This window comes from uncultured Roseobacter sp. (genome assembly GCF_947501835.1).
Classification (GTDB): Bacteria; Pseudomonadota; Alphaproteobacteria; order Rhodobacterales; family Rhodobacteraceae; genus Roseobacter.
The window spans coordinates 442,490-460,038 of the sequence record NZ_CANMXR010000004.1 but is presented as its reverse complement, the minus strand read 5'-3'; the positions used below and the strand labels follow the sequence as shown (position 1 = coordinate 460,038).

The following is a 17,549-nucleotide window of genomic DNA, read 5'->3' as shown; positions in this document are numbered from 1 at the left end:
AGAATGTGCGGAGATATGGTGTCAGTCAAGTTCATTTTGGAACTCATCCTGCACAGCCGAGGGAAAAGAAAGCACATGTCAGACCCGCAGATCACCCAGGATCAAGAACCACCCAGAACGGCAACGGAGGCCAGTGTCGATATGTTGCAGGCCAAACTCTGGGGTAACCCTTGCCCGTTTACCTTTCGGATCAACTATCTGGCCTTGCTGTATAACACGCCGCTTTATGACTGGATTCAAAGTACCTATGGGCTGAAGCGACCGGAGTATGTGGTTTTGTATTCGCTGGCCCTCGTAGATGGTGGCAGCGCCCGCGACATCTCGCGCACATCCGGCTTTCCCAAAAACACGCTGAGCCGCGCCATCAAGCGGCTGGAGCTGATGGGGCTGATCGAGGCGCGCGGCAAGGTGCCGGGCGGCGGGCGGCGGCAGGCCCTGCGGCTTTCCGAAAAGGGCTGGTCGATGATCAATGAAACCCGGCCCGTCTTTGAAGCGCAGGAAAACCGCATGTTGGAAGTTCTGTCCGATGGGGAGCGCCAGATGTTGTCGGAACTGATGTCAAAGGTCGTGATCGCGGCGCAGGACTGGGCGGGCGACCTTCCGCCGCGTGAGATGTTGGATGCAGCAGCAGACAAGGAAAGGATGCGGCAATGAAAGTCGCCGAAATGAACTGGCGCGACATTGAGGCGGCAGCGGCACGCGATCCGCGCTGCATTCTGCCGATTGGCTCGACCGAACAGCACGCACAGCTTTCAGTTTGCGTGGATATGATCCTGGCCGAGAAAGTTGCGGCAGATGCGGCGGACCCTCTGGGCATTCCGGTTTTTCCAGTGATGCCATTTGGGCTGGCCCCTTATTTCACTGCCTATCCCGGCACCATCTCTTTGCGGGTCGAAACATTGCTGGCGGTGATGCGGGATGTTGTGGCCTCCGTGCGGCGCTCGGGGTTTCGACAGGTTCTGATCGTGAATGGTCATGGGGGCAACAACCCTGTCGGCGCATTGGCGCAGGAGCTGATGGCGGTTTATCCCGAGATGTCGATCAAGTTTCACAACTGGTGGAACGCGCCGCAGACCTGGGCGAAAATCCAGTCGATTGATGCGACCGGTTCGCACGCCAACTGGATGGAGAACTTCCCCTGGACGCGACTGGCGCACGCACCTGCGCCGGAAGGAGAAAAACCCGGCGTGGATATGGCGATGATGCGCGCCTCTTCTCCTGCTCAGGCACGTAGCTTGCTGGGTGACGGCTCCTTTGGCGGCCCCTGGCAGCGCGGCGAGGAAGACATGCAAGCGATCTGGGACGTCGGCGTGTCCGAGACCCGCGCAGCCCTTGAAGGGCCATGGCCCGCTCCTCAACATGGCTGAGCCGATCCTGATCTGGGGCGCGGGTGCCATTGGCGGCATCCTCGGCGCCTACTGGGCGCGGGCGGGTGTGCCGGTGCAGATGGTCGATATTGTTGTTGAACATGCCGAGGCCTGCAGCGCAGAGGGCCTCACCATCACGGGCCCGGTCGAGGAATTCCGCCAGGTTGTGCCCTGTGTGACGCCGGATCGTCTCAGCGGCACTTATGGACGGATTGTCCTCGCCGTCAAAGCCCAGGCGACACCGCAGGCAATGGTGCAGCTTTTGCCGCACCTGGCCCCGGACGGCTTTGTTCTCTCGGCGCAGAATGGGTTGAACGAACGGGTGATTGCCGATCTTGCGGGGGCCGAGCGCACGATGGGGGCCTTTGTGAACTATGGCGCGGATTGGATCGGCCCGGGCCGTATCCTCTTCGGCAACCGTGGTGCGGTGGTCGTGGGCGAGATTGATGGGTCCATGCGCGCACGCACGCGCGAGATGCATGCGCTTTTGCAGATTTTTGAACCCGATGCGGTGCTGACCGAAGACATCTGGGCCTATCTCTGGGGCAAGCTTGGCTATGGCGCGATGTTGTTTGCCACCGCCTTGACGCCCGACAGCATGACGGCGAATTTCGTTGATCCCGCCCGAGGCCCGGCGCTGATGGGGCTGGCCCGCGAAGTAATGCGCACGGCGGTGGCTGAGGGCGTCAACCCTAAACCATTCAACGGGTTTGATCCTGCGGCCTTTCTCCCCGGCGCCAGCGACGCAGCCGCTTTGCAGAGCCTTGCTGATCTGGCGGAATTCAACGCCAAAACGGCCAAGACCCATACCGGCATCTACCGCGATCTGGCGGTTCGCAAACGCAAGACAGAGGTCGATCCTCAGGTGGGCGCTGTGGCCGAGATCGCGGCTGGGCACAATGTTCAAGCCCCATTGCTCAATAGGCTGGTCGACCTGATCCACGACATCGAGGAAGGCCGCCGCGAGATGTCGCAAGAGACGTTTCACGAATTGACCAAGGTGATCGGATGACGAAGCGCGTCGCCTTGGTGACCGGCGTGGTCGGTGGCATTGGCGCGGCCATTGCGGCGCGGCTTGCCGTGGATGGGGCAAGGGTTGCCGTCAGCGACCTGCCCGGCGATGCCTTGCAGGAGGCGGCCAACCGTTTGGGCCTGCCCGCCTTTGCCGCAGACCTTGGCGATCCAGCTTCCGTCAGTGACATGCACGCTCAACTGGTTGCAGATCACGGCGCGCCGGATATTCTGGTCAACGCCGCAGGCGGCGTGCGCGGCCAGGTCGGCACCCCGTTGGAGGACGTCGAGCCGGAGGCCTGGCACCGGATTTTTGCCGCCAATGTGGATGCGTCCTTGTACCTTTCCCAAGCGCTTGTCCCAGCGATGAAGCAATCTGGTTGGGGCCGCATTGTCACTATCAGCTCCGGTGCCGGACTCAGGCCCAGCCTGACGGGCATTCACGCCTACACTGCCGCAAAACACGCTTTGATCGGATTGACGAAACAGCTGAGCCTGGAACTGGCCCCGCATGGCATCACGGTCAATTCGATTGCGCCAGGATTTGTGCTGTCAAACCTCACCACGCAGCGGCAGTGGGAGGCTTATGGGCCAAAGGGCCAGGCCGAGCTTGTTCATCGCATTCACACACGCCGGTTAGGCCAGCCTGAGGATATCGCGGCCGCCGCCGCTTTTCTGACCTCTGAGGAGGCCAGTTGGATCACCGCGCAAATCCTTAGCGTCGATGGTGGCATCACCTGAATGAGGAACCATATGAGCGACCCCGTTATTGCCCATGCCCTTGCGCACCAGCACGATCTTGTCGAAGGATTGAAAGCGCTTGTCGCTTGTCCCTCCGTCGGGGCAGACCCTGCCATGGCACAGGGCATGGAAGATGCGCGCCAGTTGATTGAAGCCCGCCTTGACGCGATGGGCTTTGAGAACCGCCAGCGCCTCACGCCTGCGGACGGCAGCGGCGAGCCGTCGCTCTTTGCAGAACGTCTGGACGCACCCGGCGCACCGACCATCCTTGTCTACGCCCATTATGACGTGCAGCCACCTGACCCCTTGGACAAGTGGGAAAACCCTCCTTTCGACGTGACCGAACGCTCCGGCAGGCTTTATGGACGCGGCATATCGGACGACAAAGCACCGATGTTGATCGCGCTCGACGCTCTGGCGGCATTTATCGCGGTGGAAGGTCGGTTGCCGGTCAATGTGAAACTGCTGATTGAAGGAGAAGAGGAAACCGGTTCGCCCTCATTGCCCGGTATACTGGAGGCGCACCGCACGCTGCTGACTGCCGACGCCGTGCTCTCCGCAGATGGCGCCCGCTGGCGGCCTGATCTGGTGGCGCTGAACGTTGGCTCGCGCGGGAACGCGGGGTTTGAGTTGCGGGTCCAGACGGCATCCCAAGACCTGCATTCGGGGAGATTTGGCGGGATTGTCGCCAACCCGTTGCATGTTCTCGCTCAGCTTGTGGCGAGCCTGCATGACAAAGCGGGCCATATCGCAGCACCCGGGTTTTATGATGGCGTGGCAGAGCCGACAAATGCGGAGCGCGTCGAGATCGCGGCGATCCCTCATGATGAAAAGGCCGCTTTCGAAGCCATTGGCGCGCAGCCTGTCGGCGAGGAAGGGTTTTCCACGCTGGAGCGGCTTTGGATGCGACCCACAGTGGATGTGAACGGCATGTGGGGCGGCTATACCGGTGCGGGCTCAAAAACCGTGATCCCAAACGAAGCCTTTGCCAAGCTGACCATGCGGCTGGTCCCGGGTCAGAACCCCCAGACCGCGAAGGAGGCGGTGATCGCTCGCCTCAAGGCGCAGCTTCCGACCTACGCGTCGCTCGAAATCAGCGGGGATCGGGGTCAAGGCGGAGCCTATGCGGTGCCGGACGATCATCCGTTGCTCGGCGCTGCCGTAGCTGCCCTTGAACACACAACCGGAGAAACGCCGCTCAAGGTGCGCATTGGTGCATCCCTGCCGCTCACCGAAGTCGTGTCCCGCGTACTGGGGCTGGATACAGTGATGTTTTCCTTTGCCCTGTCGGACGAGAATTTCCACGCGCCGAACGAGTTTTTTCGCTTGTCTTCCATCAGCGAGGGTCTGGCGGCCTGGGTGCAGATCCTGCGCGAGATCGCATTGATCCCGCCAGATCGCTTTGCGCCGTTTCGGCCAAGATGAACGGGCAAGCCGTGATCGATAATCGCTACGGTGCGATCCTGCTGGTCGCGGCGGCTGCAGTCTTCACCGCTGATGTGGGCGTGTTGCGGTTCGTGTCGCCCGATGTCCCCTTTGCGCAGATCGTCTTCTTTCGCTCCCTCAGCCAGCTGGTCATCGTTGCGGCGTGGATCGCAGCGACACGACCGGCGCGCTTTGTCTCGCCGCGCTGGCCACGACTTGTTCTGCGTGGACTGACCAGTCTGGTATGCTGGTGGCTCTACTATGCCAGCTTCCAGATGCTGGATCTTGCGCTGGCCTCTGTCCTGACCTTCACCACATCGCTTTTCGTTGTTTCACTGGCCCCATTCGTTTTTGGCGAACAGATCGGCCTCTCGCGTGGGCTGAGCGCGGTTCTGGGCTTTGTCGGTGTCGTCATTGCCAGCGAGGTCAGCGGGGTAAACGTCGAGCCAGGCGTTCTTTACGGTCTGGGCTCCGCCTTCGTGGCGGCCTTGCTGATTTTTCAGAACCGCGCGCTGGCCCGTTCCGAACACACTGCGACGATCATGTTCTGGATTGGACTGGTGGCGAGCTTCGGAACGTTCCCTATGGCCGCCGCTGGCCTTTCTGACATTGCCTATGATGATTTCCTGCTGCTGATCACGGCGGGAACGCTCGCCACGCTCGGCATGCTTCTGACGGTTGAAGCCTATCGGTTTGGTGAAGTCTCCGCACTCGCGTCATTTCCGTACTTGCGCATTCTCTTTGCATTGGTCGTTGGCTACGTTTTCTTTGCCGAAACTGCCTCCTGGCGGCAGATATCTGGCGCGATCATCGTTGTGGCCTGCGGCATGTATGCCGGCAGCAAGGAAAGAGCGGCACTGCGATGACCGGCGACGCTTCGAAAGGGATGAACACAATGGGGAAGACACTGCACGCCAGCCCAGAGACCTGTGCATGGGGTTATTTTGATGCCAGCCTGCCACCGGTGCTGGAGATAGAGAGCGGCGATACCGTCACGATAGAAACGGTTTCGGGCGGGCCTGATCAGATCCCGCAGCAAGGCATGGGTTTCGACATTCCCCCCGAGCTGCCCGACATTCACACAAGGGCTGAACGACAGCTACCGGGGCATATTCTGACCGGGCCCGTTGCGGTTGCAGGCGCAAGACCGGGCGATGTGCTTGAAGTCGAAATTCTGGATGTCCAGCTACGGCAGAACTGGGGCTGGAACATCATTCGTCCGCTTGCCGGAACGCTGCCTGATGATTTCCAGAATTCCCGGCTCGAAATCATTCCGCTTGATCCGGAGGCCATGCGCGCCCGACTGTCCTGGGGCCTTGAACTGCCCCTGCATCCGTTCTTTGGCGTCATGGGGGTGGCGCCGCCGCCGAACTGGGGACGCATCTCGACGATCCAGCCGCGCGCCCATGGCGGCAATCTCGACAACAAGGAACTTGGCGCAGGCGCAACCCTGTACCTGCCTGTCTTCACCGAAGGTGCGCTGTTCTCCTGCGGGGACGGGCATGCCGCGCAGGGCGATGGTGAAGTCTGCGTCACCGCGATAGAAACCGCGCTGACCGGAACCTTCCGATTGACCACACGCTCGGATTTCACGCTGACGTACCCCCGTGCCAAAACGCCGACGCATCTGATCACGATGGGCATGCACGAGGACCTGGACCGCTGCGTTGAAATGGCCTTGCGCGACATGATCCGCTGGATCGTTCAGCGCACAGGGATCTCCCGTGAAGATGCATACATGCTGTGTTCTCTGGCGGGAGACTTGCGGATCACGCAAACGGTTAATGGAAACAAGGGCGTGCACATGATGATGGAGGCCGCAATGGTGCCCCTCAATGCTGCGACGACCTGAGGCTTGCTTGACGATGCGTAAATCTGAAGCATTTATAAATTGGGTTACGCTTTTTCGGCGCCTGGTCTGCAAAAGAAATGCACAGCGCCGATACACTGCTGTTAGTTTTTTGTTTAGCTACATTTTCCTGTGCCCAACTCAGGCCATTGCCGGTTTGTGGGACAAGCTTGAAGCTCGGGGGGCCAGCTGTTTTGGGTACTATCTCACTCGCTGACATCGAAGGCGCAGAGCGGCTTTTGGGCCTTGCTTATACCGCCACTGAACGGGCGCAGATGCTGGACAATCTGGATGGCCAGCGCGACCTGGCTGTCGCGCGTAGAGGTCTGGCACTGGACAACAGCACACCAATGGCCAGCCGGTTTGATCCGCGGCTACCGGGGTTTGCCATGCCGCAAGGGGCTGATGCGCTCCGCTTCTCGGACGTGACGTGCAAACTGCCCGACAACGACGAAGACATCGCGTTCGCACCTCTCACGGACCTGTCCCATTGGGTACGCAGCAAGCAGATTACATCACTGGCGCTGACAGAACTCTACCTTGAGCGTATTGCCAGCCTGAACCCGAAGCTTGAATGTTTCGCCACCGTCACGGACGAACTGGCGCGTGCCGAAGCGACCGCGATGGACAGTCTTTTGGCCGCCGGTGTCTGGCTGGGTCCGTTGCATGGCATTCCCTACGGGCTGAAAGATCTCTTTGACACCAAAGGTATCACCACGGGCTGGGGTGCTGAACCCTTTCAGGACCGCGTACCCGAAACGGACGCAGTCGTGACGAAAAAGCTGCGCGCGGCGGGCGCGGTGCTGCTGGGAAAAACGACGCTTGGGGCGCTGGCCTACAATGACCTGTGGTACGGCGGCTGGACACGCAATCCATGGAACCTGAACGAAGGATCAAGCGGGTCGAGCGCGGGGTCCGCATCCGCGACAGCCGCAGGTCTGTGCGGATTCTCGATCGGGACAGAGACACTTGGCTCCATCACCTCGCCATCGCAACGCTGCGGCACGACTGGGCTGCGCCCAACGTTTGGGCGCGTCAGCCGCACAGGCGCAATGGCATTGTGCTGGTCGCTGGACAAGGTGGGTCCGATCTGTCGCCATGTCGAAGACACCGCAATGGTGCTTGCGGCAATCAATGGCGGCGACACGACCGACCGCGGGTCCATCGCCGCGCCGTTTCAGTTTGATGCGCAGGCGTCCATTGAGGGGATGACCCTTGGTTACCTGCCCGAGGCGTTTGAAGAAGGGGCCACCGACATCGACCGTGCCGCGCTTGAAACAGCAAGGGATCTTGGCATCACGGTCAAGGAAGTGACGCTCGAAGAGCTGCCGTATCCATCGCTCATGACAGTTGTCTACGCCGAAGCGGCAGCAGCGTTCGAGGCGCTGACGCTGGAGGATACCGACGATACGCTGCGCTGGCAGGATGACGGTGCATGGCCAAACACCTTCCGCAAGGCACGGTTCCTCTCAGCCGTTGATCTGGTCCAGACCGACAGGCTTCGGTATCGGGTGATGCAGGCCTTGGGTGAGATGATGAGCGGTGTCGATGCGCTGATCGGCCCCTTCTCAACCGGACCGATGCTGGTTGCTTCGAACTTCACCGGCCACCCTTGTTTGCATCTTCGGGCCGGGTTTGAAGATATTGCCAGCCGTACAGCCGCCTCACTGGGCGCGGGCAAACTTACCACCGGCGAAGCGGAAGGAGAGACAACATTTACCGTTCCCCAAGGCATCTCGCTCTGGGGCCAATTGTTTGATGAGGGACCGTTGTTGTCCCTTGGCATGGCGTTAGAGCAGAAGTTGGGTGTGGCAGATCACCGCCCGACATTCCCAGGCTAAGACCAAGAATTGATCCGCCTCAGGCGGGCGTCTCAAGACTTTGTTCAACACGCAATTCTCGCAAGGAGATGAAGAATGAAACGCAGGGACTTTCTGTCAAACACCACCGCTCTTTTGGGCGCCACGCTGTTCTCCGGAGCGGCCCCTATGATCGCATCGGCGCAAACGACGCCTGTGACCGGTGGTACCTTGATCTGGGGTCATTCAGAGACGACGCAAAACCTGGACATGCATCAGACCGGCACCGCCTCTACGGGGCGCGTGCTGCAGAATGTGCACAACTCCATTGTCACCGTCGACAAGGACTTCAATGTCATCCCCATGCTGGCTGAAAGCTTTGATCAAAGTGACGATGGCTTGGTTTACACGTTCAAGCTGCGCGCTGGTGTGAAATTTCACAATGGCGCCGAAATGACTTCTGAGGATGTGAAGTATTCTTTTGAACGCTGTGCAAACCCAGACACGGGTGCCGTGAACTTCGAGGTCTTTAATGCGGTCGACTCCATCGAAACCCCTGATCCGCTAACGGTGGTGGTGAAACTGAATACGGTCAATGCGCCGTTCCTGTCGCGCCTTGCCGAAAATGGTGCGGGCGTCATCATGCCGATGGGCAGCGGTGATGTTCAGGGCGAAACCCCGATCGGCGCCGGCCCCTTCAGATTTGTGCGCCGCGAATTCGGCAACGAAGTGGAACTGGAAAGATTTGATGACTATTGGGATGGCCCAGCCTACCTCGACAAGGTCGTCGCCCGCGAAATTCCCGAACCCACGGTGCGCCTGACAGGTCTGCGCACGGGTGAGTTGCATATGATCAATGACATCCCGGCCGACCGGATGGCAGAGATCGAAGGCGCTGGCGAGTTGCAGGTCGTCAAGTGGTTCCCGCTGAATTGGGATTTCGTCAATCTCAATCACACGTTCGAGCCGTTTCAGGATGCCCGCGTGCGCAAAGCTTTCGATCTGATCATCGACAAGGAGGTTTTGCTGGAGGGCGCGCTTTGGGGCCAGGGGGCCACGACGGCGTCGCCAAGCTATCCGACCTCTGCCAGCTACAACAGCGATCTGAGCCAACGTGCGCAGGACATTGCGGGCGCGCGCGCCCTGCTGGACGAGGCGGGCTATCCCCAGGGCAGCCTTGATATCGTGTTCAAAGCCACGACGAACTACCCCTACCACATCGAAAGTGCTCAGATCCTCGTGGAATGGTTCCGTATGGCTGGCGTGAACCTGAGCATCGAACAGCTGACATGGGCAGACTGGCTGTCACAATGCTGGGTCGACAAGGACTATCAGATGACCATGATGAACTTCTTCACATTGTGGGAGCCTGATTTCCTCTACTACAGCCTGTTCAACTCGACCGGTGCCTTCAATTATCGGGGGATCAACGACCCGGAGATCGACAAGCTGACAGAAGAGGCGCGGATCACCGTTGATCCCGCCGCGAGGGCCGATGTCTACAAGGCCGTGCAGCAGCGGGTCTTTGATGAGACCCACGATATCTTCCTGTGGTTCCGCAATGGAACGATCGGGGCGCAACCGGATGTGGGTGGCCTCGATACGGTTGTGCATCCCAACGGGTCGAACCTGAACTTCCACAAGGTCTGGCTGAACGCCTGATCCCCTTGGCCCGGGCCACCTGTCCGGGCCAATCCGCATTTTCAGAAAGCGTGCATGGCCTATATCCTCAATAGATTTCTGTCAGTCCTTCTGACGCTCTTCCTGATTTCGGTCATTACTTTTGCCGTCACCAATATTCTGCCCGGTGACGTGGCGATGATGATCATGGGCACGCAATCCAACCCTGAAGCGCTTGCAGGCCTGCGCGAAACTCTGGGCCTGAATGACCCGCTTTTGGTGCAATACGGACGCTGGATCGGAGGGGTGCTGACCGGGGACTGGGGGCAATCGCTGGTCTTCAAAGAGGCGATTGGCCCATTGATCGCGCAAAAGGTTGTCGCAAGCAGCCTGATCGTGGTGATGTCGATGGCCATTGCACTGATCGCGGCCATTCCGCTGGGGGTCTGGGCCGCTGTTCACCGCGACCGCTGGCAAGACAGCACATCAAGCACCGCTGCTCTGGTGGGGGTTAGCCTGCCCGACTTCTTCTGGGGCATCATGTTGATCCTGCTTTTCGCGCGTGCGCTGGGGTGGTTGCCCTCCAGCGGTTTCGTGCACCCCGCAGATGATTTTCTGGGGGCAATCCGCCACGCCTTCCTGCCCTCCCTGGCGCTCGGCCTTGGGCTGATGGCGCATCTGACGCGCATGACACGGGCCACCATGATCGGTATTCTCGGGCAGGAATTTATCAGGGTCGCCCGCGCAAAGGGTCTGACGGAGCGTGAAGTGGTCTGGGGCTACGGTTTGCGCAATGCCATCGGTCCGGTGCTGACAGTTGCGGGCCTGCAGATTGGCTACCTTTTCGGGTCGATTATCGTGATCGAAAGCCTGTTCAATTTCACCGGCATGGGCTGGTTGACCTATCAAGCACTTTTGAACCGTGACATTCCGCTGATCCAAAGCACCGTCTTTGTCATCGCCGCCGTGGTCATGCTGACCAACTTCTTCGTCGATCTGCTTTATATGGCCATCGACCCGCGGATACGTCTGTCCTGATGCGTCGGTTTTTCAAGGGCAAAGGACTGGTTGGAACCTTCATCGTGATCGCGGTGCTGCTGGTTGCTTTGCTGGCCCCTTTGGTCATTCCCGACAGCTACGCCACCCAGATGAATATGCGTGCTCGGCTGTCCGGGCCAACATGGGATCACCTCTTTGGCACGGATCAACTGGGGCGTGATCTCTTCTACCGGGTTGTTTTAGGCGCGCAAACCTCGATCATGATCGCCGGGGCAGCCGTGCTGATGAGCATCGTGATCGGGCTACCGCTTGGCATCATCTCCGGCTACTTCGGCGGCGTCATTGATAACGTGCTGATGCGGCTTGTCGACACGTTGCTCAGCTTTCCCGCCCTTCTGCTCGCCCTAACGATCAGCGCCGTTCTGGGCCCAAACCTGACCAACACGATCATCGCCATCGGGATTGCCTTTACACCCTTTCTGGCGCGGATCATTCGAGGCGAGGCACTGCGCGTCACCCAAATGCCATACGTTGAAGCGGCCCGTGCCGCCGGCACAACCGACGCATGGATGATCCTGCGCCATATCCTGCCCAATATCATGCCGGCGATCATTGTTCAGGGCACGATCAGCCTGGCCTTCGCCATTCTGGCCGAAGCGGGGCTGTCCTTTCTTGGTCTTGGAACACAGCCGCCCAATGCAAGTTGGGGCCTGATGATCCAGGCCAGCCGCGACTACCTTGATGTAGCACCCTGGACCGCACTTGTGCCCGGTGCCGCCGTGGCTTTGACCGTGCTGGGGCTGAACCTCTTTGGCGACACTCTGCGCGACGTGCTGGATCCGAGGACCGAGACATGACCCCTATTGTGAGCATCGACAAACTGCGGGTGACTTTTGGATCGGGCGCGGACACCGTTGAGGCCGTCAAGGACGTCAGCTTTGACATTGCATCCGGCGAGACGGTCTGTGTCGTGGGCGAAAGCGGCTCAGGCAAATCGGTCACCTCGCTGTCTTTGATGAGACTGGTGGAGTTTGGCGGTGGGCAGATCATGGACGGACGCCTGACACTACACCGTGAGACAGGACCGCTCGACATTGCCACAGCGGACGGCGACACGATGCGGGACGTGCGCGGGGACGAGATCGGGATGATATTCCAGGAGCCGATGACCTCGTTGAATCCTGTTTTCACGATCGAACGGCAACTGACGGACGGCTTGCGCGTACATCGCGGCATCAGCGGTCCGGCGGCGCGTGACCGCGCGCTGGAACTGCTCAAGGAGGTCCGCATCCCGGAGCCGGAACAACGCCTGCAACAATACCCGCACGAACTGTCGGGCGGTATGCGACAGCGCGTTGTCATCGCCATCGCCATGGCCTGCCGCCCCCGCATGTTGATCGCGGACGAACCCACAACGGCGCTGGACGTTACTATTCAGGCCGAGATCCTGGCGCTCATCAATCGGCTGAAACGCGAAACGGGTATGGCGGTTATGTTCATCACCCACGACATGGCCGTGGTGGCCCAAATCGCCGATCGCGTGGTGGTGATGTATCGCGGTGAAGTGGTGGAGGAAGGGCCCGTTGATCAGATCTTTTCCGATCCGCAGGCGGCCTACACCAAGGCCTTGCTGGCCGCCGTGCCCCGTCTGGGAGAGATGCGTAGCAAACCGGCACCGGAACCCTTGCGGTTGGTGGGGGATACCTCTGAACCCAAACCACTGCTGCCCAAGAAGGATCCGGAACCGCTTTTGCAAGTGAAGAACCTCACCACCTACTTCTCGGTCAAAGGCGGACCCTTGCGCCGTCATGTGGCAAATGTGCATGCCGTCGAAGACGTGTCATTCACGCTCAACAAGGGTGAAACGCTGTCGCTTGTCGGTGAATCCGGCTGCGGTAAATCCAGCTGTGGGCGATCCATCCTCCGCCTGGTGGAACCGACCTCAGGCACCGTCATCCTGGATCACCAGAATGTCCTTGATGCCAACCCCCGCGATCTGCGTCGTCTGCGCAGGCAAATGCAGATGATCTTTCAGGACCCGTTCGCCTCGCTCAATCCCTATATGCGCCTGGCTGCGCAGGTTGCCGAGCCCCTCAAGAACTTCGGTCTCGCCTCCGGCACGGAACTGACTGACAAGGTCGCCGCATTGTTTGATCGGGTGGAGCTGCCACGCGACTATATGCGCCGCTTTCCGCATGAACTGTCCGGCGGCCAGCGCCAGCGGATTGCGATTGCACGCGCCTTGGCTGTGTCCCCCAAGCTGATCATCGCGGATGAGGCGGTCTCCGCCCTCGACGTCTCTGTTCAGGCTCAGGTGCTCAACTTGATGATGGAGTTGCAGGCCGATCTTGAACTGTCGTTTCTGTTCATCAGCCATGACATGGCCGTGGTGGAGCGCGTCAGCCATCATGTCGCCGTGATGTATCTGGGCCGGATTGTCGAGATCGGGCCGCGCGCCGCCATATTCGAGGATCCCCGGCACCCCTACACCAAAGCCTTGATGCGCGCAGTCCCGATTGCCGACCCATCGCGCCGCAAACTGGAGGATGATCTGAAATTCAAACCCATTCCGTCGCCCATCCATCCTTTGACCTTTACCCCCGATCCCTCACAGTACGAAGAGATCACGCCAGAACACAAAGTCCTGCGCGTTTCCTAAAGTCTCGGAACCGCATCGCGCGGCTGCGTTTTCCAAACCATTGTGCTTGATCTTGCCAAGCATCAGATGCCCAGTATCCAAAGTTCCTTTCGGATCAGATTAATGTCCGTTCAGCACGTTAGTGCCTGGCCTTAGTGAGCCTGCAGCGAACTTCCGCTTTCCGCCGTTTCTCAAGAAAAACAGAGAGTCGTGTGCGTAAACATCAAACGGGCAAACGCAACACACAGACCCGTCATCGTGCAAAGTCAGTAGCAGGCTCTACATCATCCCAATGCTTGTTTAACGGCAGTGCTGCCGCTCGGTCGGCAATCTGCGTATAATTAATTAGTCTTTAGTCCCAAACATCCACTCCAACATTGACCGAGTTTCTGGAACCCTGCCAGTTCTCGCGCACATGACAAAAGAACTGCAGAGCACCACAACATGCATGGTTCCAGGTTATCATTGGATAATAACACAAGGTATTGAGCTGGTTCTGGGGGCCATCGCGCACCTCAGCAAAGTGGCCTATTGAGTTCCAAGGCAATTGGAGTGTCACCTCGCTATCATGATTCCCAATTACCAGATGCTTTTCGGCTCCAGGGAGTTTATCGAACACGCCATTTACAAAGCCTCGATCCTTGGCTCTGGGTCCGAATGCGAAGTCGCCAAGTATCCAAAGCTGGTCCTCGGGGCCGACAACCTTCCACATGTTTTCAAGAAGTTCGTCGCCCATTTGCGCCACTGAAGAAAATGGGCGCTGGCAGAAGCGTGGGACATTCTCATACCCAAAATGAGTGTCGGCTGTGTACCAAATTGCCATTAAGAAATCAGTCGATGCTAAGCTTGGAAAGCCCGGGTTCTTCCGGTGTTTAATAGAGGACCAGCAACTTCAGTAAGATCAGATCTAGCGGTGGCTAAGTTTCGGTCCACTCCCCACTTTCGGCGTTGATACTGAGATCATAGTCATCTCGTTTGTTGGAACTGACCAGTATCTCACGACCGTTCAAAAAGTCCCAAAAGCGCCGCGGGTTCGGGTAGTCGGCATTCTCTGGGTGAAAATCTATCCCTGAACACTTTGACAGTATGGTTGGCAATGCTTCCATAAACACGTCCCAACGCCGCTGCCTCTCCTGTGATTTCAGCCGCTTGGCTTCGCGTGAAATGGAACCAGCGACAGCCTTCAGCGCAAATACTGGGGCAAACCTGGTCTCGAAATCATTTTGAGTCATGAGCTTCCCCCCAAGAACTGGTGCTGATTGCGGGGTTTTACGTTTACCAAATTTCGCTGTTTTTTGTTCCCGAAACTGCCGCAAACAGAGCCTTATCGGAGCTTCAACCGAGAGGCCAGCTAGGCAAACAATTCCGCTCATTCACAGTATACTTCATAGACGAAATCGTAGAGACCCAAGAAGCCGATTGCATGGAAGAGCAATCGGATAAGTTACTCAGTTCATTTACATTTGCGGTGCGCAGGCGCACGGTCGAACTTTGTCTTACTCAAGAAGAACTGGCCCACAGGGCAGGTGTCTCGATGCGCTACATATCTCTTTTGGAGACGCAAATGCACCAACCTACGCTTGATGCGATAAATGGGCTCAGCGTAGGACTTGAGACCACAATGACTACGCTTGTCTCCGAGATCGAAGAGCTGCTTCGCGAAACCTAATCGCTTGAAAAAAAGATGGCTTTTTAGCTTCAGCGACTATGGACACTTGCGCCAGAGGCCGTTTCGTGACCCAAAACGCCATGTCTCATGACCCGTTTCGCTACAATTACCTCCCAGCTGGCTAACTACACTTGGAATACCCACAGCTCCCACAGGTCATGCAACCCTCAACCATGCGCAGATCGTATTGGCCGCAACTGCTACACGCCTGACCTCGCGGTGCATCCAGGCCAACAACCTGCGCCTGGGGGTCGGACTTCAAGCCCATACCTTCACCTTCGATGAAGCCCGTTGCGATCATATGCTGCTCGATCACACCGCCAATCGCCGCGAGAATTGAGGGAATGTATTTCCCCTGCATCCACGCCCCGCCACGCGGATCGAATACGGCCTTTAGCTCCTCAACCACGAATGAAACATCGCCGCCCCGACGAAACACCGCCGAAATCATCCGTGTCAAGGCGACAGTCCACGCAAAGTGCTCCATATTCTTGGAGTTGATAAACACCTCGAAGGGCCGCCTGCGCCCGCCCATCACAATGTCATTGATGGTGATGTAAAGCGCATGTTCGCTGTCAGGCCATTTGACCTTATAGGTATTGCCCTCCAACCCATTCGGACGATCCAGCGGCTCCGACATATAGATGACATCGCCATGCGGCGTTGCCGGTTCTGCGTCTGAATTGGTGATGACTTCCGGTGCATCTGCGGACGGCTTTTCCTCCGACACGCTCAAAACAGAGCCGGTGACGGCATTCGGCCGATAGGTGGTACAGCCTTTGCAGCCCGTGTCCCAGGCCTGCATGTAAACATCTTTGAAGGCGTCGAAACTGATGTCTTCCGGGCAATTGATCGTCTTCGAGATTGAACTGTCCACCCACTTTTGGGCAGCGGCCTGCATCTTTACGTGATCTGACGGCGCCAACGTCTGGGCGTTCACAAAATATTCGGGCAGTTCGGCCCCCCCGAATTTCTCGCGCCACAGGTTCACCGCATAGTCCACCACTTCTTCTTCGGTACGCGATCCGTCCTTTTGCAGGACCTTGCGATTATACGCATAGGCGAACACCGGTTCGATCCCGGAAGACACATTGCCCGCATAGAGGCTGATCGTGCCGGTCGGCGCAATCGACGTCAGCAGCGCGTTGCGAATACCGTGTTTGCGGACTGCATCACGTACATCATCGTCCATCGCCTGCATGGTGCCCGACGCCAAATAGGCCTCAGCGTCAAAGAGCGGGAAAGCGCCCTTCTCCTTCGCCAAATCCACCGACGCCAGATATGCGGCGCGGGCGATCTGGTGCAGCCAGCGCTCGGTCTGACGCGCCGCCGCGTCGGACCCATAGCGCAATCCCACCATCAACAGCGCATCCGCCAGACCTGTCACCCCTAGGCCAATCCGCCGTTTGGCCTGCGCCTCGCCCGCCTGTGCGTCCAGGGGGAACCGCGACACATCGACGACGTTGTCCATCATGCGCACCGCCGTGGCGACCAGATCGCCAAGCGCCGCTTCATCCAGCGCCGCCGCGTCTTCAAATGCGTTCACCACCAACCGCGACAGGTTGATCGATCCCAGCAAACAAGCGCCATAAGGCGGCAAGGGCTGCTCGCCGCAGGGGTTTGTCGCGGCAATGGTTTCGCAATATTTCAGATTATTGGCGTCATTGATCCGGTCGATGAAAATCACCCCGGGCTCTGCATAATCATAGGTCGCCTGCATGATGCGGTTCCACAGATCGATCGCCTGTACTGTGCGATAGACCTTGCCGTCAAAGATCAGATCCCAGCTCGCATCCGCCTTCACCGCTTCCATGAACGGGTCTGTGATCAGGACAGACATGTTGAACATGCGCAAGCGCGCGGGGTCGGATTTGGCGGCGATGAAGTCTTCGACGTCCGGATGATCACACCGCATGGTGGCCATCATCGCCCCACGGCGAGAGCCTGCGGACATGATTGTCCGGCACATCGCGTCCCAGACATCCATGAAACTCAAAGGGCCAGAGGCATCCGCGGCTACCCCTTTGACGTCCGCACCCTTGGGCCGGATGGTCGAGAAATCATAGCCGATGCCGCCGCCTTGCTGCATGGTCAGGGCGGCCTCTTTCAGCATGTCAAAAATACCTGCCATGCTGTCCGGCACCGTGCCCATCACAAAGCAGTTGAACAATGTCACCGACCGCGCCGTGCCAGCGCCCGCCGTGATCCGCCCGGCAGGCAGATATTTGAAGTCCTCAAGGGCTGCGTAAAACCGGTCTTCCCAGACACTCGGGTCCTTCTCAACCTGCGCCAGATCCCGCGCAATACGTCGCCAGGTGTCTTCAACCGTCAAATCCTTCGGAGTGCCATCCGCCTCTTTGAAGCGGTATTTCATATCCCAGATCTGTTCGGCGATGGGCGCCGCAAAAGCTGACATCTATGCTGTCTCCTG

General features: G+C 58.7%; 16 protein-coding genes. 13 read left to right on the top strand and 3 right to left on the bottom strand.

The annotated features are described in order from the left end of the window. Positions 1 to 75: 75 nt before the first annotated feature. The 12 genes from Q1A20_RS11210 to Q1A20_RS11155 all read left to right on the top strand — a co-directional run bounded on the left by Q1A20_RS11210 (position 76) and on the right by Q1A20_RS11155 (position 13,470). A complete protein-coding gene (locus Q1A20_RS11210) occupies positions 76 to 654 on the top strand; it encodes a MarR family winged helix-turn-helix transcriptional regulator (RefSeq protein WP_299916962.1) in 579 nt (192 codons plus the stop codon). Then, a complete protein-coding gene (locus Q1A20_RS11205) occupies positions 651 to 1,367 on the top strand; it encodes a creatininase family protein (protein ID WP_299855306.1) in 717 nt (238 codons plus the stop codon). The genes Q1A20_RS11210 and Q1A20_RS11205 overlap by 4 nt, the downstream gene beginning before the upstream one ends. Next, positions 1,360 to 2,379: a ketopantoate reductase family protein gene (locus Q1A20_RS11200; RefSeq protein WP_298976885.1), complete on the top strand. Its 1,020-nt coding sequence runs from the start codon at positions 1,360 to 1,362 to the stop codon at positions 2,377 to 2,379. The genes Q1A20_RS11205 and Q1A20_RS11200 overlap by 8 nt, the downstream gene beginning before the upstream one ends. Continuing rightward, on the top strand, positions 2,376 to 3,119 hold the full coding sequence (locus tag Q1A20_RS11195; protein WP_298976887.1) for an SDR family NAD(P)-dependent oxidoreductase: 744 nt from the start codon (positions 2,376 to 2,378) through the stop codon (positions 3,117 to 3,119). The genes Q1A20_RS11200 and Q1A20_RS11195 overlap by 4 nt, the downstream gene beginning before the upstream one ends. Positions 3,120 to 3,131: 12 nt before the next feature. Beyond that, positions 3,132 to 4,544, top strand: coding sequence for a M20/M25/M40 family metallo-hydrolase (locus tag Q1A20_RS11190; protein ID WP_298976889.1), 1,413 nt, complete (start codon positions 3,132 to 3,134; stop codon positions 4,542 to 4,544). Between the two features lie 11 nt (positions 4,545 to 4,555). Then, the gene (locus Q1A20_RS11185) at positions 4,556 to 5,410 is read left to right on the top strand and encodes a DMT family transporter (RefSeq protein WP_299916961.1); all 855 of its coding nucleotides are present in this window, start codon (positions 4,556 to 4,558) and stop codon (positions 5,408 to 5,410) included. Positions 5,411 to 5,439: 29 nt separating this feature from the next. Next, positions 5,440 to 6,396 carry an acetamidase/formamidase family protein gene (locus Q1A20_RS11180; RefSeq protein WP_299916960.1) on the top strand — a complete coding sequence of 319 codons (957 nt, stop codon included), beginning with the start codon at positions 5,440 to 5,442 and terminating at the stop codon, positions 6,394 to 6,396. A gap of 191 nt (positions 6,397 to 6,587) precedes the next feature. Continuing rightward, complete coding sequence (locus tag Q1A20_RS11175) at positions 6,588 to 8,234, top strand: amidase (RefSeq protein WP_299916959.1); 1,647 nt, start codon at positions 6,588 to 6,590, stop codon at positions 8,232 to 8,234. A 75-nt stretch (positions 8,235 to 8,309) separates the two neighbouring features. Then, the gene (locus tag Q1A20_RS11170) at positions 8,310 to 9,854 is read left to right on the top strand and encodes an ABC transporter substrate-binding protein (protein WP_299407643.1); all 1,545 of its coding nucleotides are present in this window, start codon (positions 8,310 to 8,312) and stop codon (positions 9,852 to 9,854) included. A 54-nt stretch (positions 9,855 to 9,908) separates the two neighbouring features. Next, on the top strand, positions 9,909 to 10,850 hold the full coding sequence (locus Q1A20_RS11165) for an ABC transporter permease (protein WP_298976896.1): 942 nt from the start codon (positions 9,909 to 9,911) through the stop codon (positions 10,848 to 10,850). Next, positions 10,850 to 11,668 (top strand): ABC transporter permease, encoded by an 819-nt coding sequence (locus Q1A20_RS11160; RefSeq protein ID WP_299407640.1) that lies wholly within the window; start codon positions 10,850 to 10,852, stop codon positions 11,666 to 11,668. The genes Q1A20_RS11165 and Q1A20_RS11160 overlap by 1 nt, the downstream gene beginning before the upstream one ends. Continuing rightward, complete coding sequence (locus tag Q1A20_RS11155) at positions 11,665 to 13,470, top strand: ABC transporter ATP-binding protein (protein ID WP_299407637.1); 1,806 nt, start codon at positions 11,665 to 11,667, stop codon at positions 13,468 to 13,470. The genes Q1A20_RS11160 and Q1A20_RS11155 overlap by 4 nt, the downstream gene beginning before the upstream one ends. Positions 13,471 to 13,801: 331 nt before the next feature. On the opposite strand, the gene Q1A20_RS11150 is transcribed toward Q1A20_RS11155, so the two are convergent. Both Q1A20_RS11150 and Q1A20_RS11145 read right to left on the bottom strand, forming a co-directional pair. Then, positions 13,802 to 14,272: a metallophosphoesterase gene (locus Q1A20_RS11150; protein WP_367180887.1), complete on the bottom strand. Its 471-nt coding sequence runs from the start codon at positions 14,270 to 14,272 to the stop codon at positions 13,802 to 13,804. A 94-nt stretch (positions 14,273 to 14,366) separates the two neighbouring features. Continuing rightward, positions 14,367 to 14,822: a hypothetical protein gene (locus Q1A20_RS11145; RefSeq protein WP_299407632.1), complete on the bottom strand. Its 456-nt coding sequence runs from the start codon at positions 14,820 to 14,822 to the stop codon at positions 14,367 to 14,369. Between the two features lie 50 nt (positions 14,823 to 14,872). Here Q1A20_RS11145 and Q1A20_RS11140 point away from each other — a divergent pair, with 50 nt between their 5' ends. Then, positions 14,873 to 15,118 (top strand): helix-turn-helix domain-containing protein, encoded by a 246-nt coding sequence (locus Q1A20_RS11140; protein ID WP_299407630.1) that lies wholly within the window; start codon positions 14,873 to 14,875, stop codon positions 15,116 to 15,118. A 121-nt stretch (positions 15,119 to 15,239) separates the two neighbouring features. Here the strand turns inward: Q1A20_RS11140 and Q1A20_RS11135 are convergent, their stop codons facing one another. Further along, positions 15,240 to 17,534, bottom strand: a complete 2,295-nt coding sequence (locus tag Q1A20_RS11135) for an adenosylcobalamin-dependent ribonucleoside-diphosphate reductase (RefSeq protein ID WP_299407627.1) — start codon at positions 17,532 to 17,534, stop codon at positions 15,240 to 15,242. Positions 17,535 to 17,549: the final 15 nt, after the last annotated feature.